This is a genomic window from Spinactinospora alkalitolerans (assembly GCF_013408795.1).
Taxonomy (GTDB): domain Bacteria; phylum Actinomycetota; class Actinomycetes; order Streptosporangiales; family Streptosporangiaceae; genus Spinactinospora; species Spinactinospora alkalitolerans.
In genome coordinates, this window is the sequence record NZ_JACCCC010000001.1 from 5,625,252 (window position 1) to 5,647,234 (window position 21,983).

The window sequence follows — 21,983 nt, forward strand, 5'->3', positions numbered from 1 at the left end:
CGGCGCCGGGGCGATCCCTTTGGGGGGCCTTCGGCCACGCGAGAGGATCGCCCGGTCACCGCGAAGCTCCGGCTCGGGGCTCAGGTCGAAAACTCCCGGTGACTGAGGCCGACGTGCGCCATCGCCCGGTCACCGCGGGCTCACGGCCTCGGCTCAGGCGTCCAGATGCACCAGCATCCGGACGTTGCCGAGGGTGTTGGGCTTGACGCGCTCCAGGTCGAGGAACTCCGCGACGCCCTCGTCGTAGGAGCGCAGGAGTTCCTCGTACACCCGCGGCGGCACGGGGGTGCCCTGGATCGGCCGGAAGCCGTGCCTGCCGAAGAAGTCCGTCTCGAAGGTGAGGCAGAAGACCCTGCGCACCCCGAGTTCGCGGGCCGTGTCGAGCAGGTCGGCGACGATGCGGTGGCCCACGCCGGTCCCTTGGACCGCGGGGTCGACCGCGACCGTGCGCACCTCGGCGAGGTCCTCCCAGAGGACGTGGAGGGCGCCGCAGCCGACGACGGTGCACTGCTCCCCGTCGTCGGCCTCGGCCACCCGGAACTCCTGGACGTCCTCGTAGAGGTTGACCGTGCTCTTGGACAGCACCCGGCGCTCTCCGCTGAAGGTGTCGACGAGTCGGCGGATGCGGGCGACATCGTGTGTCCGCGCACGGCGGATGGTGACCTGGATGGGCGACATAACCGGCCAGATTACCCCCGGGTCCTCCTCTGCGCCGCGGGGACCGGGCCGGGTCGCCCGGGAATGGATTCAGATGAGCTGCCTGCGGGCCGCCCACACGACGGCCTCGATCGGGGTGTTGACCCCGAGGCGGTCGCAGATGGAGCGCAGTCGGCGCCGCAGCGTGCGTGCGCTCAGCTCGAGTCGGCGCGCCGCGACATCGGTGGTGACACCGGTGGCAATCTCCGCCAGCAACTGGATCTCGTCATCGCTCAGGTTCGGGTGCACGCTCGGCCCTCCGTCACGCGGCGAAGCGAGAGGCGGCACGATGGCCTCCCGCAGCGACGGGACGCTGGGCTCTTTGATGGCGTGACGCACGAGTGTGGCCTGTTCCACTCCGTCCTCCCTCATCCGTGGTGAGTGCGGAACAACAACTCGTCGCCGCAGGGACCTCGGAAGAGCGCAGGCCGGAGCCTTCTGCCGCGCGCGCCTGGGCCTCGCCCCGAACACCGCCCCCGGCACCCTCGTCCTCGTTTCCCTGGCACGGAAACGAGGATCGGAGCGCGGGGAGGGTTCGAGCGCCCGGTCGCCGCGATCTGGGACGGACAGATCGCGCGAAGACGCACTCGGCAATGGATGCTGGAAACCGCCGGAGCCGCTCTCAGCCATCCTCACTCACCGTCATGGTAGATCCGCTACGACAAACACGCGGAATTCTCCGCTCGCTTCGAAACGCTAAGCGGATGACGACGGACCGTCAAGGTCTATTTATTGACACAGCGTGGTCAAACGGCTCACCTCTGTCACGAAAAGTAATCGCGAGAACCTACGACACGCGTACTGACCTGCGGAGATAATCTCCGTCTCCCAGACGGGAAAGAGAGCTCCAGAGCCTCAAAGAGTATTCTCAAAGTGACCATGAAGACAGGCCCATTGGCCAGCGGATTCAACATTGGCCGTCCCCGGCCAGCCGCGGAACGTGGTCTCGGACACATCGGCGGTGGCCACGGGCCTCCTCCGCGCAGGGCACGGGGGAGGCCCGCCCGTCAACCGGGCTTCACCAACGGGAACAGAATGGTTTCGCGGATGTTCTTTCCGGTGAACGCCATGAGAAGGCGATCGACGCCCATTCCGACGCCGCCGGAGGGCGGCATGGCGTATTCGAGTGCCCGGAGGAAGTCCTCGTCGAGCTGCATGGCCTCGGGGTCGCCGCCGGCGGCCAGCAGCGACTGCTCGGTGAGTCGGCGCCGCTGCTCCACCGGGTCGACCAGCTCCGAGTAACCGGTGCCCATCTCCATGCCGAACCCGATGAGATCCCACTTCTCGGTCAGCAGCGGGTCCTCGCGGTGCCGGCGCACCAGCGGGCTGGTCTCCACCGGGTAGTCCCGGACGAACGTCGGCCGGACCAGGGTGTGCTCGACCAGCTCCTCGAAGAGGTGCTCGACCAGCTTGCCCTGGCCCCAGTCGGGGCTCCACTCGACCCCGCGGGCGTCGGCGGCCTTGCGCACCGCCTCAAGGGCCGTCCGCGGGGTGACCTCCTCGCCCAGCGCCTCGGAGACCGCACCGTAGAGCGTGACCGAGGGCCACTCGCCGCCGAGGTCGACCTCCTCCTCGCCGCGCCGGACCACGGTGCCGCCGAAGACCGCCCGCGCGGCGCTCAGGACGAGCTCGCGGGTGAGGTCGGCCATCACGTTGTAGTCGGCGTAGGCCTGGTAGAACTCCAGCATCGTGAACTCGGGGTTGTGCGTGGAGTCCGCGCCCTCGTTGCGGAAATTGCGGTTGATCTCGAAGACCTTCTCGATCCCGCCCACGACCATGCGCTTGAGGTAGAGCTCCGGCGCGATGCGCAGGTAGAGGTCGAGGTCGTAGGCGTTGATGTGGGTGGTGAAGGGGCGCGCCGTCGCGCCGCCGTGCACCTGCTGCAGCATCGGGGTCTCGACCTCGGTGTAGCCGCGCTCCTGCAGCGTCTCGCGCAGCGCGCGGACGGCCCGGGAGCGCTGGTACACCATGTCGCGCGACTCGGGGTTGACGATCAGGTCGACGTAGCGGCGGCGGACCCTGGCCTCGGGGTCGGTGAGCCCCCGGTGCTTCTCCGGCAGCGGACGCAGGCACTTGGCGGTCAGCGTCCAGGACTCGACCATGACCGACAGCTCACCGCGCCGCGACGTGATGACCTCGCCCTCGACGCCCACGTGGTCGCCCAGGTCGACGTCGCCCTTCCACGAGGCCAGGGAGTCGGCGCCGAGCCGGTCCAGCGACAGCATGATCTGCATGTCGCCGGAGGAGTCGCGGATGGTGGCGAAGCACAGCTTGCCGCCGGTGCGGTAGAGCATGACCCTGCCGGCGATCCCGACCCGCTCGCCGGTGGTCTCGTCCGGAGCGAGGTCCCCGTGTTTCTCACGGATCGCGGAGATGGAGGTCGTGCGGGGAAAGGTGACGGGGTAGGGGTCGACCCCGCCCTCCCGCAGGCGGTCCAGCTTCTCGCGGCGGACCCGCATCTGTTCGGGCAGGTCCTCGTAGGAATCGTCCAGCGCGTCACTCACGCAGTCGATCCTATCGGCGATCACGGAAACGGCTGACGCTCGCTCTCAGTGAATGTGTATCCTTGGCACATGGGTCGCACAAATATCGACATCGATGACGAGTTGATCGCTGTTGTCATGGAGAAGTACCACCTCAAAACCAAGCGCGAGGCCGTGGACTTCAGCCTGCGCCGCCTGGCGGGATCGGGTCTTAGATACCAGCTAATGGAGGAGCTCGAAGGGAGTGGCTGGGAGGGCGACCTCGACCAGATGCGCCGCAGCAAGATCCAGGATTGGGAGTAGGCCGGCGTGGGAAAGACGTTCCTGCTCGACAGCTCGGCGTGGATCGAGTACCTGAAGGGCACCGGATCCGATACGCATCTCTTCGTCCGTGAGCTCCGCGACGCCAGGAGTGACATCGCCACCACCGAGCCCGTCATGGCCGAGCTGCTGATGGGCACGAAGGGCGAGAAGCAGTTCCTCCTCGTCGAGCAGATGCTCAACGAGCACACATTGCTGAGCGTCGAGCCCCACCTGGATTTCCGTGATTCGGCCGTCATCTATCGGGAGGCCCGGTCAAAGGGGAAGACCATCCGAAAGGCCTACGACTGCCTGATCGCAGCGGTCGCTCTCCGCACCGATGCGGTCCTCGTCCACAGCGACCGTGATTTCGACCATTTGGCCGAGGTCGTCCCGAAACTACGCACTCAACGCCACAACCGCTGTTGATCAGGCGTTGCGCTCGAAGACCAGGCGCAGGCCGATGAGGGTCAGCCACGGCTCGTGGACGTCGACCGTCTCGCACTCGTTCACGACCAGCGGGGCCAGGCCGCCGGTGGCCACCACCGTGACGTCGTCGACGTTGTCGTCGAGCTCCTGGGCCATCCGGTCCACGATGCCGTCCACCTGGCCGGCGAAGCCGTAGACGATGCCCGACCGCAGCGCCTCCGTGGTGTTCTTGGCGATGACCGAACGCGGCCGGACGATCTCCACCATGTGCAACTGGGCGCCGCGCCGCGAGAGCGCCTCCACCGAGATGTCGATGCCCGGCGCGATCGCGCCGCCGACGTACTCGCCCCTGCCGCTCACCGCGTCGAACGTGGTCCCCGTGCCGAAGTCCACGACCACGCACGGGCCGCCGTAGAGGTGGACGGCCGCCAGCGCGTTGACGATGCGGTCGCTGCCGACCTCCTTGGGGTTGTCCATGCGGATCGGCACGCCGGTCTTGACCCCCGGCTCGACGATGACCGCGGGGACGTCGCCGTGGTGCCTGCGGAACATCTCGCGCATCTCGTGCTGCACCGTCGGGACGGTGCAGCACATGGCGATGCCGTCGATCCCCGCGGAGTCCACGACCGCGCTGCCGGCGATCAGGCCCTGCAGGACCACGGCCCATTCATCGGCGGTGCGCCGCGCCTCCGTCGCGACGCGCCAGTGCTCCAGGAGCTCCCCGCCGTCGAAGAGGCCGAGGACCGTGTGGGAGTTGCCGACGTCCATCGCGAGCAGCATTGGTGGCCTTGTCCATGGTCGTTGCGGTCAGGGGGTGCCCCGGAGGTCGAGGGCGATGTCGAGGGCCGGGCTGGAGTGGGTGAGCGCGCCAACCGCAAGATAGTCCACCCCGGTCGCCGCGACGTCGGCGGCGACGCCGAGGGTGAGCCCGCCGCTGGACTCCAGCCGGGCGCGGCCGTCCACCAGCGCGACGGCCTCGCGCAGCTCCTCGACGGTGAAGTTGTCGAGCAGGATCTCCTCGGCCCCCGCCTTGAGCGCGGGTTCGATCTGGTCGATCCGGTCGACCTCGACCTCCAGCGGGACGCCGGGGAACGCCTCGCGCACCGCCAGCACCGCCTCGGCGACGCCGCCGGCCGCCACCACGTGGTTGTCCTTGATCAGGGCCGCGTCGCCGAGTCCGTAGCGGTGGTTCACGCCGCCGCCGCAGCGCACCGCGTACTTCTCCAGCGCGCGCAGCCCCGGGTGGGTCTTGCGGCTGTCGCGGATGCGGGCCCGCGTCCCGCTGACGGCCGCGACCCAGGCCCGCGTCGCCGTGGCCACGCCCGACAGGTGGGTGAGCAGGTTCAGCGCCGTGCGCTCGGCGGTGAGCAGGTCGCGCGTGCGGGCGGTGACGGTCATGAGCGCGTCGCCCCTGCGGACCGGATCGCCGTCGGCGACGTGCCGCTCGACCTCGACCACGCCCTCGGCGACGGTCCAGAAGACCAGCTCGGCGACTGGCAGACCGGCCACGACACCGTCGGCGCGGGCCACCACGTCGGCGGTGCGGACCTGGAGGGCCGGGACGGTGGCGACGCTGGTCACGTCGATCTGCTCGCCGCCGGTCAGGTCCTCGCCCAGCGCGGTCACCACCGTGTCGATGTGGGACGCGTGCGGCACGCTCACCCGGTGCAGCAGCTCGGGGCGGCTCCCGGGGCGGAAGCCGGTGAAGAGCGGCATGCCGATCCCGTCGAGTTCGGCCCGCAGCTCCGGGGGCGGATCGACCGACCACCACCGCAGCTCGGTGTCGATCCCCTCCTCCGAGAGCTCCAGCACCAACGGGCGGCGCAGGTGCGGGAGGGACTCGGGCCGGTCGGCGCGCCGGTGCGACCCCCGACTCTCCCTGCGGCGCCGCGCCGCGGCCACCAGCAGCCACGCGACCGTGAACAGGTTGGTCGCCTCCCAGGACTCGACGCCGGGTGCCGCGGCGCGCTCGCCGACGGCGACGGCCTCCAGCGCGCTCGCCGCCTCCGACAGCGACCGGGCGCTGCGCAGCACGCCGACGTTGCGCGACATCGCCGCGCGCAGCCCGGGCACCGCCTCCGGCGCGACGAGGCCGGCGGCGCGGTCCTGCCGCGCGGCGGGCTCGACCGGCTCGGGGAGCCCGCTCGCCAGGGCCGCCGCGATCCGATCGGCGAAGACCAGGCCCTCCAGCAGCGAGTTGGAGGCCAGCCGGTTCGCGCCGTGGACGCCGGTGCGGGCCGCCTCCCCCACGGCGAACAGCCCGGCCACGCTGGTGCGGCCGTCGAGGTCGACCTCGACGCCGCCCGAGGCGTAGTGGGCGGCCGGCGCCACCGGGATCAGCTCGCGGACCGGGTCGACGCCGTGCTCGCGGCAGCCGGCCAGGATGGTCGGGAAGCGCCGCTGCCACTTCTGCTCGCCGAAGCCGCGGGCGTCCAGGTAGACGTGGTCGGTTCCGGTGTCGGCCATGGCCCTGGCGATCTCCCCGGCGACGACGTCGCGCGGCGCGAGGTCGGCCAGTTCGTGCACGCCCTCCATGAAGCGGCGGCCTTCGGCGTCGACGAGGAACGCGCCCTCGCCGCGGACGGCCTCGGAGACGAGCGGCTGCTGCCCGCGGGCGTCGGGGCCGAGCCAGAGCACGGTCGGGTGGAACTGCACGAACTCCAGGTCCGCCAGGCGCGCCCCCGCGCGCGCCGCGAGCGCGACGCCGTCGCCGGTGGACACGCCGGGGTTGGTGGTGGCGGCGAAGACCTGGCCCATTCCGCCGGTGGCCAGGACGACGGCCCTGGAGCGGACCGCGCCCACGCCGTCGCGCTGTCCCTCGCCCATGACGTGCAGCGTCACGCCGCAGACCGACTCGACGAGGTCCTCGTCGCCGCCGGGGTGGCCGAGGAGCGCGTCCAGCGCCAGCGCGTGCTCGATCACCTCGATGCGCGGTTCGGCCCGGACCGCCGCGATCAGCGCGCGCTGGATCTCCGCGCCGGTCGCGTCGCCTCCGGCGTGCGCGATCCGGTCGGCCCGGTGCCCGCCCTCGCGGGTCAGCGCCAGCTCCCCGTCGTCGGTGCGGTCGAAGGCCGCGCCGAGGCCGATCAGCCAGCGCAGTGCGTCGGGCCCCTCGGTGACCAGCGTGCGCACGGCGAGCGGGTCGCACAGGCCGGCGCCGGCCTCGACGGTGTCGACCATGTGCGCGAGCGGGGCGTCGCCCGGATCGACCGCGGCGGCGATCCCGCCCTGGGCCCAGCGGGTGGACCCGGTGGAGAGCACGTCCTTGGTGACGAGCACGACCCGGCCTTCGGGGCTGTGCCGGACGTAGTGCAGCGCGGTGCTGAGCCCGGCGATGCCGGACCCGACGATCACGACGTCGGTCTCGGTCTGCCAGCCGGGCTCCGGCGCGGCCAGCCGGAGCGGTAACGACGACGGGATCGTGCTCACCAGTGACTCCCAGTTCCGCCGGTTTTCGAGCGGTATCGGCAATATCGGTGGTATCGGGTCATTACAGCGTGAGCGGCACGTTATCAATCAGCCGGGTCTCCCCCACCCACGCGGCCACCACGAGCACGGCCTCACCCCGGTGGTCCGCCGACACGTCGGTGAACGTCTCGGGGTCGACGAGCGCGAGGTAGTCGACGACGACGGGCGGCGTCGCCGTCACCGCCTCCTTCAGCACGGCGCGCGCGGCGCTGAGGATGCCGACCGGGCCGGTCACCGAGGCGTCGGCTCCGGCCAGCAGCGCGCGGGAGAGCGCGAGGGCGCTGCGGCGCTCCTGCGGGCCGAGGTAGACGTTGCGGCTGGAGGTGGCCAGGCCGTCGGCGTCGCGCACGGTGGGCACGCCCACGATCGTGATCGGCATGCACAGGTCGCGCGTCATCCGCCGGATCACGGCGAGCTGCTGGGCGTCCTTCTGGCCGAAGAACGCGATGTCCGGGCGGATCAGGTTGAACAGCTTGCTCACCACGGTCAGCACGCCCTCGCAGAAGCCGGGCCGGAACTCCCCCTCCAGCACCGCGCCCATCTCCCCGGGGTGCACGGTCACCGTCTGCGGCCCCGGGTACATCGTCTCGACGTCGGGCGCGAACACCACGTCGACGCCCTCTTCGGCGCAGACCGCCAGGTCGGAGTCGAGCGTGCGCGGGTAGCGGTCGTAGTCCTCGTTCGGGCCGAACTGCAGCGGGTTGACGAAGATGCTGACCACGACGGAGTCGGCGCGGCCTCGGGCGGCCGCGATGAGGCCGCGGTGCCCGGAGTGCAGCGCTCCCATGGTGGGGACCAGGGCGGTGCGGCCCGCGGAGGGGCGGAGCTCGGCCAGCTCCTCGCGGGTGCGGACCACAACGGGGGCCGTGCGGGGGGAGGTGGTCGGTTCGGTCATGCCTGGCCTCCGGTTCATGGGGGTTCGAGGGGTCACGACTGGAGGGCGTCCAGCAGGCGCTCGGCGTCCTGCGGCTTGAGCAGGCCGGCGGCGAGCGCGCGGTCGGCGGTCAGGCGGGCCAGCGCGACGTAGCTCGCGACGCTCTCGGGGGAATGGGCGCGCAGCTCGGCGATGTGGCCGGCGACGGTCTCGGCGTCGCCGCGCAGCACGGGCCCGCTGAGCCCGTCGATGCCCAGCCGCAGCGCGTTGTCCAGTGCGGCGCCGAGCAACGGGCCGAGCATCCGCCCCGGGTGCTCCACGCCCGCGGCACCGAGCAGCGAGGCGCTCTCGGCGACCAGCGTGACCAGGTGGTTCGCTCCCCCGGCCAGCGCAGCGTGGTACAGCGTCCTGTGCTCCTCGGTGATCCACACCGGTTCGGCGCCCATCTCCACGACCAGCGCCTCGGCGATCGGCCGCAGCGGCTCCGGGGCGGTCGCCCCGAAGGAGCAACTGGCCAGCCGGCTGAGGTCCTCGTCCCGGCCGGTGAACGTCATGACCGGGTGCAGCGCGAGCGGCAGGGCCCCGATGGTCGTCAGGGGTGTGAGCACGCCGTAGCCGTGGCAGCCGCTGGTGTGCGCGACGAGCTTGCCCTCGACCCGGGTCCCGGTCTCGGCCAGCCCGTGCACCAGCGGGCCCAGGGCGTCGTCGGGGACCGTCACCAGGACGAGGTCGGCCGCGGCGACGACCTCGGCCGGCTCGCACACCCTGGCGCCGGGCAGGCGCTCGGCGACGCGGGCGCGGGAGTCCTCGGAGACGGCGGAGGCCGCGACGACGGCGTGCCCGGCGCGTTCCAGCGCGGCTCCCAGGACGGAGCCGACGCGCCCCGGGCCGATGACGCCGACGGAGAGGCGGGCCGGCCGCTGCCGGGTCGCTTCGGATGGGTCCATGTTCGTCCTCGTTCCAGTCCATTGAGGTACCGGACGCTGCGCAAAGCCTACTGCCCGCGACCACCCGCATCGGTCCAGGGGTCCGCGGTGGCCAGACCGCCGTGCCAGCGCCTCTCGGCCACGGTGACCGCGGAGTGCGGGGCGGGGCGCGGGGCCGAAAAAGAACCGGCGCCGACCCGCATGGGTCGGCGCCGGGGACTCAGCCGCACGTGGAGCGTGCGCGCGAGTGGGTTACCACTTGTGCCAGTGGCTGTGGTGCTCGATGACGGCGGCACCGGAGTCCTCGCAGTACGCACCGGCGTTGCCGATGATCGCGATGGCGTTGCCGCAGACGTTCACCGGAGCGTCGGCGTCGACGACGACCTGGTTGCCGCTCAGGACGGAGCCGTCACCGGAGGTCTCGACGTCGTCGACGGCGAAGGCGGGGGTGGCCGTGAACAGGACACCGGCAGCGGCGGCGGCCACGGCACCCGCGGCGAAGGTCTTCTTCAGCACAGCAAATCACCTCTCAAAGCCGGTCGTTGGGGCCGACCGACTGCTATTGACTTTGCGTTCCACTCCGAACACGAACCGTGTTCGGAGTCCATGTAGCCACATCTCGCCAAGAGTTGCCGGGGTTTTTACGAAAGTGAATGACTAAGAGAAGTTGATCAGTGACTGAACGTAGTTACCTATGTCTGGATTTAGGCCCGCGAACACCCCTCACGAGAGCCGTGTCGAGTGGCGTAGATCACACTCGAGTTCCGCGCCTGCTGCCCAGTCCCTTGACTTTGAGTTTCGGCCTCAAGCCCAGGGAGTCTGTGACCTCAGCCGCAAACCGGAGCTCCGCGGTGACTGGGCGATCCCTGTAGGGGCCTTCGGCCGCGCGAGAGGATCGTCCGCCCGCGCGCCTACTCCGCCTGGGGCCGAGGCCAAAGACCCCCAGTGGCCAAGGTCGGAATAGGCGGCAACGCGGCTGCGTACCGCTACTCCTCCGGGTCCGCGCTCTCGCTGCGGGTGGCCCAGCGCTCCGGGCCGGCGGTGCTCGACCGGGCCCTGTGCGCGCGTTCGGCCACGCCGTCGAGGACGCGGCGCGCCTCGGTGAGCTCGCGACCGGCGGCGCGGGCCCGCACCGGGCCGGGAGGGGTGTCGACCTCCACCGTGGCGACGCCCAGCCGACGGCTGAGCGGCCCGGCGGTCATCCGCAGGCTCTGCGCCCTCGCGTGCGGAACGATCTCGATGACCTTGCAGAACAGGCCGCGGCGGGTGACGAACGCGGTCTCGTCCACGCCGAGGGCGTCGTCGCCCAATCCGCCGAGCTGCGCCGGGTGCAGCCTGACCGTGGCGGTCTCCGTCCCCGGGAACAACTCGTTCACCAAGGCGAACGCCAGGTTCCGCGGGACCACGGGGAGCAGCGTCGAGGAGTCCATCTGCCGCTCGCCCACGTACCCGGCGACGTTGGCCTCGACGCGCACCACGCCCAGGGAGCGCCACAGCAGCGGCTCCACGATGCGGACCGCCTGCACCCGGCCCGGCGGCACGGTCTGCATCCGGGCCTGGAAGACGCCGTAGCGCAGCCGCAGCCCGTCGGGCGAGAACGAGGCGTAGAAGTCCGTGTAGCGCAGCAGCGGGCCGAGGAAGCTGCGCATCAGCCCGAGCAGCAGCGGGACAGCCCCGCCGAGCACGCCGAACTCGATGAACGCGATCCCCGCCACGATCAGCAGCAGGAACAGCAGGAACGCCGACAGCACCGGGATGCGGAACGCCAGGGCCCCCAGCAGCAGGCCGAACGGCAGTTTGTAGAACGGCCGCTCCGGCGCCTCGGGCGTCCGGCCGGACAGGCCGGCCGCGTGCGCGAGCAGGCTGGCGCGCAGCCGCTCGGCCGTGCGGCGGCCCAGGTAGCGCAGCCGGATCTCGCTGTTGTCGCCGCCGGCCAGCTCCACGCGCAGTTCGGCCAGGCCGAGGACCTGCATCAGCAGCGGTCGCACCACGTCGACGGCCTGCAGCCGGCTCAGCGGGATCTCGCGGGAGAGCCGCCGGGCCAGCCCGGTGTGCACGACCAGGTGGTCGCCCCGCAGGCCGAAGGACACGTTCCACCAGGACACCAGGGCGTACGCGCCGGCGCCGAGGGCGACGGAGAGTGTGAGCAGCAGCACCCAGCCGATCCCGAACTGCATGAGCAGCACGCCGGGCATCGCGAGGAACACCAGCGCGATGACGGTCACCTGGAGCGGGATCGTCGCCCAATGCAGCCGGTGCGCGCCTTTCGTGACGTCGACCTCCGGCTTGGCCGGCGCGGCGGGGTACTGCCGGGGCATCGGAGGGGGCCCGCCGTGCGGCCATGGGCCGCCGCCGTGGGGCGGTGCGGGCGGCAGGAAGCGTACGGGCCCGCCGGGCCGGGGGGCCGGGTGCTGCGGCGGTCCCGCGGGATGCGGGGGAGGCGGAGGCGGTCCCGCGGGGTGCGGGGGAGGCGGAGGCGGTCCGGAAGGCCGCATGGGCGGCGGCTGGTGGGCCGCCCCCTGCACGGGGCCGGGCGGCGGCGGAGCCTGGGTCTGCGAGGGCGGAGGGGCCGGCGGAGGCGTCGGACCCCCGTTGCCGGGCGGCGGACCGTACGCGGAGGGGCCCTGACCGGGCTGCGCGGGCGGCGGGCCGGGCCTCGGCGGGGCGTAGGGCCGACCGTACCCCTGCGGGGCGGGAGGCTGCGGCTCATAGGCGGAGACGAACCGGGGCCTGCGGCCGCGCGGCGGCTCCCCGCCGGGCCGCGGCGGACCGGACTCGGCCGATCCGGGGGGCTGGGCCGCCGCGTCCGACCACAGCGGTGCGGACGTCCCCGGCGCGGGTCCGCCGCCCCCCGGTGGCGACGCGGGGGCGTCGTGGGCGTCCGGAGGCACCGGGCCTGGGGAGCGTTCCCGCCCTGAGGGGGCTCCCTCACGCGGGGGCCGCCCGGTGGACGCGGTCCCCGAAGGCCCTGCGGACCACAGCGGAGCAGCGGCGACGGGCGGCCCTTCCGCCCCGGGCGGGCCGTGACGCCCGGCGTCTCCGTTGAGGGCGGTGGCGGGTGACGGATGATCGGACTCGCGACGCCCAGCGTCTCCGTTGAGGGCGGTGGCGGGTGACGGGTGGGCGGATTCGTCCCCGCTCCCCGAATGATCGGGCCCGTCACCGGTCTCGGGTGCGGCGAAAGAGGGCGGCCGCTGTGCCCGACCGGCACCGGCCGGGGCGTCCGGCTCGGCGGCGGGGTGGCCGGCGGGTGGCTGCGACGTACCGCCGTGGTCGGCGCGCCCGCCCGGTGTGTTCTGCTCGCCTCCGGAGGCGTCCTGACGGCCGCTGTCCTCGGCTGACATGGGGTCCACTCCCTCGTCGGTGCGCGTTCGGGCGGCCCGGCGCAGGTCGGCGAACGACCATCCGGCGATCGGGGGCGATGCGGTGGAATCGGCGAAGTTGACGTCCGTCGGCGCGGTGACCTCGCGCAGCGCGGGCGCCGGCTCGGCCGACTCGTCGAAGGGCCATTCGCCGTCCGCGTCCCCGGATCGCCGCCCACCGGGCTCGGATGCGGCCGGGCGCGGCTCGGGGGTCTCCGGATCCGACTCCGGCGCACCCGGCTCCGCGGGAATCGGCTCAGGCGCCTCCGGCTCCTGCTCTGCAAGGGCCGACTCCGGTGTCTCCGGCTCCGGCGCGGCGGAGGCCGGCTCTTCCGCGTCCGGCTCCGGGGCGCCGCCGGGTGCCCGATCGCCGGGGTCGGCGTCTCCGGGCCGCCATTCGAACCAGCCCCGGCCGGTCGAGGGCGCGCGCTGCCCCGGCGCGGTGTTCTCGGCGGTGCGGCGGCTGTCACGCTCGCCGGAGGCCTCCGCCTGCTGCTCGGGCCCGTCCTGCGGGTACGGCGTCACCGGTTCCCGGTTCGCGTCGTTCACGCGTCACAGCCCCGTGGAAAAGGTCTCGCTGCGCGCCGCGAGCCGGTCGCGCAGCGCCGTGGCCTCATCGAGGCGCAGCCCGGGGATCCGCGCGTCGGCGGTGGTGGCGGCCGTGCGCACGCGCACCGTGGCGGTCCCCAGCGCCTGCTCCAGCAGGTTCGCGGTGACGTCCACCACCTGCATCCGGCCGTAGGGGACCACGATGAGCTGGCGGACCGCCACACCGTAGGTGAGGTAGAAGTCGGTGCGGCCCTCGGCGTAGCCCCATGAGCGCTGCTCCTGCGCGGCGCTGAACCACCAGGCCGCGCCCGCGGCGGCCGCCAGGACGACCCAGACCGCCGCCCAGCCCCACCCGGACCACGCCCACGCGCACACGCCGCCGATGACGGCAACGGGCACCAGCACCGCGAGCACGGTCAGCCTGCGGTACCACGTCAACGTCGGGGCGACGCGGTTCCATGACGTTCCGGCGGGCGCGGCGAACGCCGCCTCCACCGGCGGGACCGGCGGGGCCGGAGCGTCCCCGGTCCCGCTGTGGGCGGCCTCCGGCTCGACGGCCTCGGGCGACTCTTCTGAAGCGGCAAACTCCACGATTCCAGTCAATCATCCCGGAGCGGATAAGGCGCACACTTACGTCCCGGGGTCGCTACCCACCCCGTACCTGTTGAAGCCCCACCACTCGCCAGAACCTCGAGCACCGGAGGGTTTCGGGGCCTCGGCCTCGGAGAGTTCAGAGGAGGCCTTGGCCACCGGAGGTCTGTCACCTCAGCCCAAGGAAGAGGTTCGTGCGGGTGCGGCTCCCTCGTGTGGCCGAAGGCCCATTGAGGAAACCGCGCACCCGTGCGCGAAGCAGACCGGCACCTTGAGTGCGAGTCGACACCGCGGTTTCGGCCTGGAGTACAGAACATCCGATGTGCTTCGCGCGGAGCCGGGCATCCCACACATGGGCCTTCGGCCACACAACGGGCCGCCCGTTCACCGCGAACCCTTGTGGCCGGGGTGAAAGACCCCCGGTGGCCAAGGGCGGCGGACACGGCCCCCGACGGCCGAGGACAGCGTGCAGGCCGCCCCTCGGGTCTCGGAGACATCCTCATGCCGGATGCCGGGGATCCTCGTCGTCCTGGCCCGGCACGCGGCAGGCGTACTCCAGGAAGATCGCGGCTCCCAGCAGCAGGGCACCGGCCAGTGCGGTGCCCGCCGCGGTGAGCGCGTCGGTGCGCGGTGAGGGGATGTCCAGCATGTCCACGAGCGCCAGCGCCATCCCGCCGAACAGGCCGATCGCCAGCGCGCCGAGCAGTGCGCTCGCCTTCGCCAGCGCCACCAGGCGGGCGGCGCTCAGCGGCTCGATCGGTTCGGTGCCGGGCATCCGCCGGATGCGCCTGCGTGTGTGCACGGCCGTGACGATCTCGCCCAGCGCGAGCAGCAGCAGGGTGGGGATGGCCGTCCAGGGCAGCAGCGGCAGACTGCCGTAGAACCGCTCGACCACCAGGTAGGCGATCAAGCCGCTGACCACGACGATCCCCAGCGGCAGCCGCCATCCGGTCGGGCGGACGCTGCCTTCGTGCTCGTTGTGCTGCCGACTCATCTGGGTCCCGGGTCTCCTAGTGCGGTACCTGCAGGACGAGGTCGTCGCGGCGCTGCAGCTCCTGGTCGCGCACCGCGCCGAGGAGTTCGCTCACGCTCCCCCGGCCCTCGATCTCGGCGTCGGGGTCGACGTCGGCCCAGGGCCGGAGCACGAACGCGCGCTCGTGCGCCCGGGGGTGCGGCAGGGTGAGGTCCGGATCGGCCGATGTCTCGCCACCGTAGGAGATGATGTCGACGTCGAGCGTCCGCGGCCCCCACCGCACGTCGCGGACCCGCTGGAACGCCTCTTCGACGCTCTGGGCGCGCTCCAGCAGGGTCACGGGCGTCAGCAGCGTGTCGGCCACGACGACGACGTTGAGGTAGGCGTCCTGCTCCGGGCCTCCCACCGGCGCGGTCTCGTACACCGGTGACAGCGCCACCAGCCGCAGCCCGCTCGCGTCGAACAGGCTGTCGACCGCGCCCTGCAGGTTGTCCAGCCGCTCGCCGAGGTTGCTGCCGAGCGAGAGGACGACCCTGCGGGCGTCGTCCCAACTCTTCATGGGCGCCTCCGTTGGATCGTGACGGTCACGTCGTCGAATTCGTGCGGGACGGGCGCCTGCGGCTTGTGCACCGTCACCTCCGCCTCCAGCACCTGGGGTTCGGCCAGGCAGACGGCGGCCAGTCGGTCGGCCAGCGTCTCGATGAGGTTCACCGGTTCACCTTCGACGACCTCGACCAGGCGGCTGCTGAGGAGCCCGTAGTGCACGGTGTGCGCGAGGTCGTCGGTGCGCGCCGCCTCGCCGGTGTCGACGCCGAGGACGACGTCGACCACGAACTCCTGCCCGTCGCGGCGCTCGTGGTCGAAGACGCCGTGGTGGCCCCGCGCGCGCAGCCCGCGCACGGCGATCCGGTCCGGCGGTTGCCGGGGGTCCCGCGCCAAATCAGTCCTCGTCTTCCTCGTCGCCGAGCATGACCGGGGAGGCGTGGTGCGACCACAGGCGCCAGCCCTGCTCTGTGCGGATGAACAGGTTCGTGGTGACGACCTGGCCGCCCGCGACGAAGCCGGGGCTGTCGTCCTCGGCGGTCAGGACGTTCTCCTCGCACGTCACCATGGCGACGTCGCCGTTGACCCCGATGTGGGTCTCGGTGAGCACGTACTGGATGTAGGGCACGTTCGCCATGATCAGCGACCACGCCCGCATGATCTCGGCGCGGCCGCGCAGCAGCGGCCAGCCCGGGTTGACGCAGACGAGATCGGGCGCCTGGTCCTCCTCCGCCCAGACGCGGCGCATCAGGTCGATGTCGCCGTTCTCGATGGCACCGTAGAAGTCGGCGTTGGCCTCGGCCACGCGCTCCACGATCTCGTTGCGGGCCCTCACCGGCCGCCCCGGCCGACGGGTCGGGCGCGGCCCTCGTCGAGGTCCTCGCCGCCGCTGCGCCAGGCCTGCGCGACGCGGACGGCGTCGGCGTTGGGGGCGACGTCGTGCACGCGCGCGCACCACGCACCGCGTTCGGCCGCGAGCGCGGTGAGCGCGACGGTGGCGGCGTCGCAGTCGGTGAAGTCCCTGGGCTCGCCTTCGGCGTCGCTGAGCAGCCGACCGAGGAAGCGCTTGCGGGAGCCGCCGATCAGCAGGGGCCGGCCGAGTTCGTGGAAGCGGTCGAGGTGGGCGAGCAGCGCCCAGTTGTGGCCCTGTTCCGGGCGCTTGGCGAAGCCGAGCCCGGGATCGAGCACGATCTGGGCGGGGTCGACCCCCTCTCCGACCATCGCCTCCATGCGTTTTTGCAGCTCGTCGTGGACTTCCTGGACGACATCGGTGTAGACCGCGCGGGTTTGCATGTCATGACTATGCCCACGCCAGTGCATCAGCACGTATGCGACACCGGTCCGCGCGACCAACCGCGCCATCTCGGGGTCGGCCATTCCGCCGCTGACGTCGTTGACCAGCAGCGCTCCCGCCTGGACCGCGGCATCGGCGACCTCGGCGCGCATGGTGTCGACGCTGACCGTCACCCCCTGGCGCGCGAGCTCCCGCACCACCGGGCCGACGCGGCGCAGCTCCTCATCCTCGGGCACCCGCTGGGCCCCCGGCTTGGTGGTCTCGCCGCCGACGTCGACGATGTCGGCGCCCTCCTCGACGAGGCGCAGCCCGTGCTCGACCGCGCGCCCGTGGTCGAACCACCTGCCGCCGTCGGAGAAGGAGTCGGGTGTGACGTTGACTACCCCCATGACGAGGCAGCGTCCGGGATCGGGCAGGCCGGGCGGTGCGGCGGTGGAGCGAGGACTCATATCGACCAGCCTATGAGACGGCGGTGACGGCGGGAAACGCCCGGGACGAACGAAACCCGCCGCAGCGCGGTGGCCGCGGCGGGCGCGCGTGTCGGCGGGCGGTTCGTCAGCGGCCCAGGATGAGGCTCATCGCCTCGGCCCTGGTGCGGTCGCGGTCGCGGAAGTCGCCGCGGACCGCCGAGGTGACCGTCTTGGCCCCGGGCTTGCGCACGCCTCGCATGGTCATGCACAGGTGCTCGGCCTCGATCACCACGATCACGCCCCGGGGGTCCAGGTTGGCCATGACCGCGTCGGCCACCTGCGTGGTGAGCCGCTCCTGGACCTGCGGGCGCCGGGCGTAGACGTCGACCAGGCGGGCCAGCTTGGACAGGCCGGTGATCCGCCCCTTGCTGTTGGGGATGTAGCCGACGTGCGCCGAACCGTAGAAGGGCACCAGGTGGTGCTCACAGGTGGAGTACAGCTCGATGTCCTTGACCAGCACCATTTCCTCGTGCCCGGCCTCGAACACCGTGGTCAGCACGTCCTCGGGCTCCTGGCTCAGGCCCGCGAACTGCTCGCTGTAGGCCCGGGCCACCCGCGCCGGGGTGTCCCTGAGGCCGTCGCGGTCGGGGTCCTCGCCGATGGCCAGCAGGATCTCCCTGACCGCCTTCTCGATCCTCGGCTGGTCGACGTTCCCGGGGGCCAGGCCGGCCTCCGGGAAGTCGCCGATGTACTCGCTGTTCGCGCTCAATCCCTGTCCTCGGGCTCGGAGCCGCCCTCGCGACCGGAGTCGCCGTTGCGGCCGCCGGTCGCCTCTGACTCGTCGGCCTCCGGCCACGCCTGCTGGGCGTGCCGACTGGACTGGCCGTTGCCGCTACCCAGCTCCTGGACGTCCTTCGGCCCCATGAGAGCGAGCTCCTTGGGCGTCAGAACGGGGGGCTTGTCGGAGGGCAGCCGCTTGCCGTAGCCCTTGTAGGAGCCCCGCGACGGCCGCTTGCGGATCGGCTCGAAGATCTCCAGGACCTCCTCCTTGGACAGGGTCTCCTTGTCCAGCAGGTTGAGGACCAGGTCGTCGAGCACCTCGCGGTACTCCACCAGGATCTCCCACGCCTCGTCGTGCGCCGACTCGATGAGGCGGCGCACCTCCTCGTCGATGAGGGAGGCGATCTCCTCGGAGTACTCGCGGCTGTGCGACATCTCGCGGCCCAGGAAAGGCTCGGTGTTGCCGTTGCCGAACTTGCGGGCGCCCAGGCGCTCGCTCATTCCGTACTCGGTCACCATGTTGCGCGCGAGGCTGGTGGCCTTGTCGATGTCGTTGGCCGCGCCGGTCGTGGGCTCGTGGAAGACGAGCTCCTCGGCGGTGCGGCCGCCCAGCATCATGGCGAGCTGGTCCATCATCTCCGAGCGCGAGGTGAGGAACTTGTCCTCCATCGGCACGGACATGGTGTAGCCCAGCGCGCGGCCGCGCGGCAGGATCGTGATCTTGTGCACCGGGTCGGCGTTGGGCAGCGCGTGCCCCACCAGGGCGTGGCCGCCCTCGTGGTAGGCGATGACCTTCTTCTCCGCGTCGGACATGACCCGGGTCTTGCGCTCGGGACCGGCCATGACGCGGTCGATGGCCTCCTCCAGCGTCTCCATGTCGATCTGGTTGCGCCCGCCGCGGGCCGACAGCAGCGCGCCCTCGTTGAGGACGTTGGACAGGTCGGCGCCGGTGAACCCGGCGGTCCGACGGGCGATCACGTCGAGGTCGACGTCGGGGGCGATGGGCTTGCCCTTGGCGTGCACCGACAGGATGCCCTTGCGGCCCTCCATGTCGGGCCGGTCGACGACGATCTGGCGGTCGAAGCGGCCGGGCCGCAGCAGCGCGGGGTCGAGGATGTCGGGGCGGTTGGTGGCGGCGATCAGGATGACCCCGCTCTTGACGTCGAACCCGTCCATCTCCACGAGCATCTGGTTGAGCGTCTGCTCGCGCTCGTCGTGGCCGCCGCCCATGCCGGCGCCGCGGTGCCGGCCGACGGCGTCGATCTCGTCGACGAAGATGATCGCCGGGGCGTTGGTCTTGGCCTGCTCGAACAGGTCGCGCACCCGGGAGGCGCCGACACCGACGAACATCTCGACGAAGTCGGAGCCGGAGATCGAGTAGAACGGAACGCCCGCCTCGCCCGCGACCGCGCGCGCCAGGAGCGTCTTGCCCGTGCCGGGCGGGCCGTAGAGCAGCACGCCCTTGGGGATCTTGGCGCCCATGGACTGGAACTTGGCCGGGTTCTGCAGGAACTCCTTGATCTCCTGCAGCTCCTCGATGGCCTCGTCCGCACCCGCGACATCGGAGAACGTGCTCTTCGGGGTGTCCTTGGTGATCAGTTTCGCCTTGGACTTGCCGAAGTTCATCACCCGGGAGCCGCCGCCCTGCATCTGGTTCATGATGAACAGGAAGATGGCGATGATGATGATCAGCGGCAGGAAGCTGAACAGCAGCGACACGAACACGCTGTCCTGCGGGACCTCGACGTCGTAGGCCTCGACGCTCTCACTGGCCTGGAGCTGCTCGGCGAGCTCGGCGCCCTGACCGTTGACCCAGTAGGCCTCGTAGACGTCGCCGTCGACGGTGGTCAGCTCGATTCGCTGTTCCTTGTCGACGATTTGGGCGTCCCGCACCTGATCCTGCTCGATCAGCGAGAACACCCTGGAGGTGTCGGCCTTGACGGGGTCGGCCCCTCCGCCCAAGTCGGTGACTTGGTATACGACAAGGAACATGAGGGCGATGGCCAGAAGCCACAGCCATGGCCCGCGGTACAAACGCTTCAGATTCATCTATACGGAACCCCGCTGGGTCCGTCCCTCCTGACCAGGCGGCCTGCCCCGAAAACCGTGGAGACACCACACCGGGAGAACGGGCGGACTCGGCGCGTGTGAAATCGGCGCGCTGGCTCCACCGCCCCACCGAAGGGCCTCTATGGCCGCCGGAAGCGGGACCTATCGGACATGTGCTCCCTACAATGATGCCGGGATAACCGACGGTACACCCCTGCGGCCGCCCACCGCACTCGCGTGCGGATCGTCCACAGCCGTGATCCGTCACGATGTCAACGCTTGCGGAGGGCTCCGTTGTTCCCGCGGCGCGGGCCGCCTTCCAGGAGCCGCGTCCGCCGGGACCGCGGGAGGCGTCCCGGCGGCGCCGGTCATCGGTGCGCGGTCGGCGCGTGCGCGGCGATCACCGGTACATGTGCGGCGCGAGCGTCCCGATGAACGGCAGGTTCCGGTACTTCTCGCCGTAGTCCAGCCCGTAGCCGACGATGAACTCGTTCGGCAGGTCGAAGCCGACGTACTTGACGTCGAGGTCGACGTCGAAGGCCAGCGGCTTGCGCACCATCGTGCAGATCTCGACCGAGGCCGGGCCGCGCGATCTCAGGTTGCCGACCAGCCAGGACAGCGTCAGGCCGGAGTCGATGACGTCCTCGACGATCAGGACGTCGCGGCCGTTGATGTCGGAGTCGAGGTCCTTGAGGATGCGCACCACGCCGGACGAGGTGGTGCCGGCGCCGTAGGAGGACACCGCCATCCAGTCCATCTCGCAGGAGTGGTGCAGCTCTCGCGCGAGATCGGCCATGACCATGACCGCGCCCTTGAGGACGCCGACGAGCAGCAGGTCCTTGCCGGCGTAGTCGGCGTCGATCTCGGCGGCCAGCTCCTGGTGCCTGGCCTTGATCTGCTCTTCGGTGACCAGGACCTTCTCAAGGCCGTCGCCCATGTCTTTCGCGTCCACGCTTACAAGTCCTCGCTGCTCAGCTAGCGGTTGCCGGAACACCGACCAGGATAGGGGCCGCTGCGGCCGTCCCATGAGCAGCCCTGAACCGGCTCCCGGGCCGCCCGGATCAGCCGCCGGTGCGCTCGCCACCGGCGGAGACGGTGATCCGCCCGCCGACCCGCCGACCGCGGCGGCCCCCGGGGAGGTCGACGTGCGCCTGCCCGCGCCACTCGGTCACCAGCCGGTCCAGCTCGGCGACGTGCCGCGCGGTCAGCGCCCCCGCCGGGCAGCCCGCCGCCAGCGCGGCGCGGCGCAGGATCCGGGTGCGGACCGCGCGGGGCAGTTCGGCGAGAGCCCCGGCGTCAAGGCCGCCGGGGTCGCCGGGGTGGCCGGGGTGGCCGGGGTGGCCGGGGTCATCGGCTCCCTTTCCGTCGCCCGCCGCAGCCTTCAACGGAGGCGCTCCGCGTCCCTCCTCCCGCCCGTCACCCGCCACCGCCCTCAACGGAGACGCTCCGCGTCCCTCCTCTATCTGGTTCGCCCAGGCGTCCAGGGCATCGGCGTCGTCGCGCAGCAGCGCGGCCGTGCGGGCGAGCGCCTCGGCGATTCCCGGACCCAGGACGCGCTCCAGCGCGGGCAGGGCGTCGTGGCGCACCCGCGACCGCGTGTAGGCGGGATCGGCGTTGTGCGGATCGCGCCAGGGCTCGAACCCCATGAGCCCGGCGGCGGCGTGCACCGTGGCGCGGTCGAGGTCGAGCAGGGGGCGCAGGTAGCGGCCCGCGCGCGGCGCCATCCCGGCCAGCGAACGCGCGCCCGACCCCCGGGCCAGCCCCAGCAGCACCGTTTCGGCCTGGTCGTCGCGAGTGTGCCCGAGCAGGACCGCGGCCGAGCGGTGGGCGTCGGCGATCCGCTCCAGCGCGGCGTAACGGGCGGTCCGGGCGGCGCCCTCCGGCCCGCCGGAGCGCGGCACCGCCACCGCGACCTCCTCGACGGGGTCGAGCCCGAGCCCGCGCAGGACCGCGGCGACCTCGCGGGCGCGCTCGGCGGATCCCTCCTGCAACCCGTGGTCGACGGTGACCCCGCCGACCCGCAGCCCCATGCGGGGCGCGACGAACGCGGCGGCCCCGGCCAGCGCCAGCGAATCGGGCCCCCCGCTGCACGCGACCAGCACGAGGTCCCCGGCGTCAAGGCCGCCCAGCGCCCGCCGCACCGCGACCCGCACGGCGGCGACGGCAGGCGGCGGTCCGGTCATGATTCCTCACTGGCACGGCGGAAACGGTGGTCCCGACTTTACCGGGGTCCGCGGAGGCCGCCTTTGGCCTGAG

General features: G+C 71.9%; 21 protein-coding genes. 2 read left to right on the forward strand and 19 right to left on the reverse strand.

All coding sequences use genetic code 11. The features are described 5' to 3' along the window. Window positions 1-153: 153 nt before the first annotated feature. The 3 genes from HDA32_RS25085 to lysX form a co-directional block, all read right to left on the reverse strand. Window positions 154-678, reverse strand: a complete 525-nt coding sequence (locus HDA32_RS25085) for an amino-acid N-acetyltransferase (protein ID WP_179645516.1) — start codon at window positions 676-678, stop codon at window positions 154-156. Window positions 679-747: 69 nt separating this feature from the next. Next, complete coding sequence (locus HDA32_RS25090) at window positions 748-1,053, reverse strand: LuxR C-terminal-related transcriptional regulator (RefSeq protein ID WP_179645517.1); 306 nt, start codon at window positions 1,051-1,053, stop codon at window positions 748-750. A 650-nt stretch (window positions 1,054-1,703) separates the two neighbouring features. Next, on the reverse strand, window positions 1,704-3,200 hold the full coding sequence (gene lysX, locus HDA32_RS25095; protein ID WP_179645518.1) for a bifunctional lysylphosphatidylglycerol synthetase/lysine--tRNA ligase LysX: 1,497 nt from the start codon (window positions 3,198-3,200) through the stop codon (window positions 1,704-1,706). Between the two features lie 69 nt (window positions 3,201-3,269). On the opposite strand from lysX, the gene HDA32_RS25100 reads away from it, so the two are divergent. Together HDA32_RS25100 and vapC are read left to right on the forward strand one after the other, a co-directional pair. Then, on the forward strand, window positions 3,270-3,482 hold the full coding sequence (locus HDA32_RS25100) for a type II toxin-antitoxin system VapB family antitoxin (RefSeq protein WP_179645519.1): 213 nt from the start codon (window positions 3,270-3,272) through the stop codon (window positions 3,480-3,482). A 6-nt stretch (window positions 3,483-3,488) separates the two neighbouring features. Beyond that, a complete protein-coding gene (gene vapC / locus HDA32_RS25105) occupies window positions 3,489-3,908 on the forward strand; it encodes a type II toxin-antitoxin system VapC family toxin (protein WP_179645520.1) in 420 nt (139 codons plus the stop codon). Here vapC and HDA32_RS25110 read toward each other — a convergent pair whose 3' ends face one another. The 16 genes from HDA32_RS25110 to tilS all read right to left on the reverse strand — a co-directional run bounded on the left by HDA32_RS25110 (window position 3,909) and on the right by tilS (window position 21,910). After that, entirely contained in the window at window positions 3,909-4,688 is a 780-nt protein-coding gene (locus HDA32_RS25110; RefSeq protein WP_179645521.1) for a type III pantothenate kinase, read from the reverse strand. It abuts the gene before it with no gap. A 27-nt stretch (window positions 4,689-4,715) separates the two neighbouring features. Beyond that, complete coding sequence (locus tag HDA32_RS25115) at window positions 4,716-7,328, reverse strand: L-aspartate oxidase (protein ID WP_376767027.1); 2,613 nt, start codon at window positions 7,326-7,328, stop codon at window positions 4,716-4,718. 70 nt (window positions 7,329-7,398) lie between these two features. Beyond that, complete coding sequence (gene panC / locus HDA32_RS25120; protein ID WP_179645523.1) at window positions 7,399-8,271, reverse strand: pantoate--beta-alanine ligase; 873 nt, start codon at window positions 8,269-8,271, stop codon at window positions 7,399-7,401. 32 nt (window positions 8,272-8,303) lie between these two features. Beyond that, window positions 8,304-9,197: a Rossmann-like and DUF2520 domain-containing protein gene (locus HDA32_RS25125; RefSeq protein ID WP_179645524.1), complete on the reverse strand. Its 894-nt coding sequence runs from the start codon at window positions 9,195-9,197 to the stop codon at window positions 8,304-8,306. 231 nt (window positions 9,198-9,428) lie between these two features. Continuing rightward, window positions 9,429-9,692: a chaplin family protein gene (locus HDA32_RS25130; RefSeq protein WP_179645525.1), complete on the reverse strand. Its 264-nt coding sequence runs from the start codon at window positions 9,690-9,692 to the stop codon at window positions 9,429-9,431. 470 nt (window positions 9,693-10,162) lie between these two features. Continuing rightward, window positions 10,163-11,494 carry a PH domain-containing protein gene (locus tag HDA32_RS25135; RefSeq protein WP_179641201.1) on the reverse strand — a complete coding sequence of 444 codons (1,332 nt, stop codon included), beginning with the start codon at window positions 11,492-11,494 and terminating at the stop codon, window positions 10,163-10,165. 1,596 nt (window positions 11,495-13,090) lie between these two features. Continuing rightward, a complete protein-coding gene (locus HDA32_RS25145; RefSeq protein ID WP_312863322.1) occupies window positions 13,091-13,678 on the reverse strand; it encodes a PH domain-containing protein in 588 nt (195 codons plus the stop codon). A 499-nt stretch (window positions 13,679-14,177) separates the two neighbouring features. Further along, complete coding sequence (locus tag HDA32_RS25150) at window positions 14,178-14,672, reverse strand: DUF3180 domain-containing protein (protein WP_179645526.1); 495 nt, start codon at window positions 14,670-14,672, stop codon at window positions 14,178-14,180. Window positions 14,673-14,688: 16 nt separating this feature from the next. Continuing rightward, complete coding sequence (folK, locus tag HDA32_RS25155; protein WP_179645527.1) at window positions 14,689-15,210, reverse strand: 2-amino-4-hydroxy-6-hydroxymethyldihydropteridine diphosphokinase; 522 nt, start codon at window positions 15,208-15,210, stop codon at window positions 14,689-14,691. After that, window positions 15,207-15,590, reverse strand: a complete 384-nt coding sequence (folB, locus tag HDA32_RS25160; RefSeq protein ID WP_179645528.1) for a dihydroneopterin aldolase — start codon at window positions 15,588-15,590, stop codon at window positions 15,207-15,209. The genes folK and folB overlap by 4 nt, the downstream gene beginning before the upstream one ends. Window position 15,591: 1 nt before the next feature. Continuing rightward, on the reverse strand, window positions 15,592-16,029 hold the full coding sequence (locus HDA32_RS25165; RefSeq protein ID WP_179645529.1) for a nuclear transport factor 2 family protein: 438 nt from the start codon (window positions 16,027-16,029) through the stop codon (window positions 15,592-15,594). Next, entirely contained in the window at window positions 16,026-16,937 is a 912-nt protein-coding gene (gene folP / locus HDA32_RS25170; protein ID WP_179645530.1) for a dihydropteroate synthase, read from the reverse strand. Before folP ends, HDA32_RS25165 begins: the two co-directional genes overlap by 4 nt. A 106-nt stretch (window positions 16,938-17,043) precedes the next feature. Then, complete coding sequence (gene folE, locus HDA32_RS25175; protein WP_179645531.1) at window positions 17,044-17,667, reverse strand: GTP cyclohydrolase I FolE; 624 nt, start codon at window positions 17,665-17,667, stop codon at window positions 17,044-17,046. Next, complete coding sequence (gene ftsH / locus HDA32_RS25180) at window positions 17,664-19,727, reverse strand: ATP-dependent zinc metalloprotease FtsH (protein WP_179645532.1); 2,064 nt, start codon at window positions 19,725-19,727, stop codon at window positions 17,664-17,666. The genes folE and ftsH overlap by 4 nt, the downstream gene beginning before the upstream one ends. Before the next feature lie 400 nt (window positions 19,728-20,127). Continuing rightward, the gene (gene hpt, locus HDA32_RS25185) at window positions 20,128-20,679 is read right to left on the reverse strand and encodes a hypoxanthine phosphoribosyltransferase (RefSeq protein ID WP_179645533.1); all 552 of its coding nucleotides are present in this window, start codon (window positions 20,677-20,679) and stop codon (window positions 20,128-20,130) included. Between the two features lie 109 nt (window positions 20,680-20,788). Further along, a complete protein-coding gene (tilS, locus tag HDA32_RS25190) occupies window positions 20,789-21,910 on the reverse strand; it encodes a tRNA lysidine(34) synthetase TilS (RefSeq protein WP_179645534.1) in 1,122 nt (373 codons plus the stop codon). Between the last annotated feature and the right edge of the window lie 73 nt (window positions 21,911-21,983).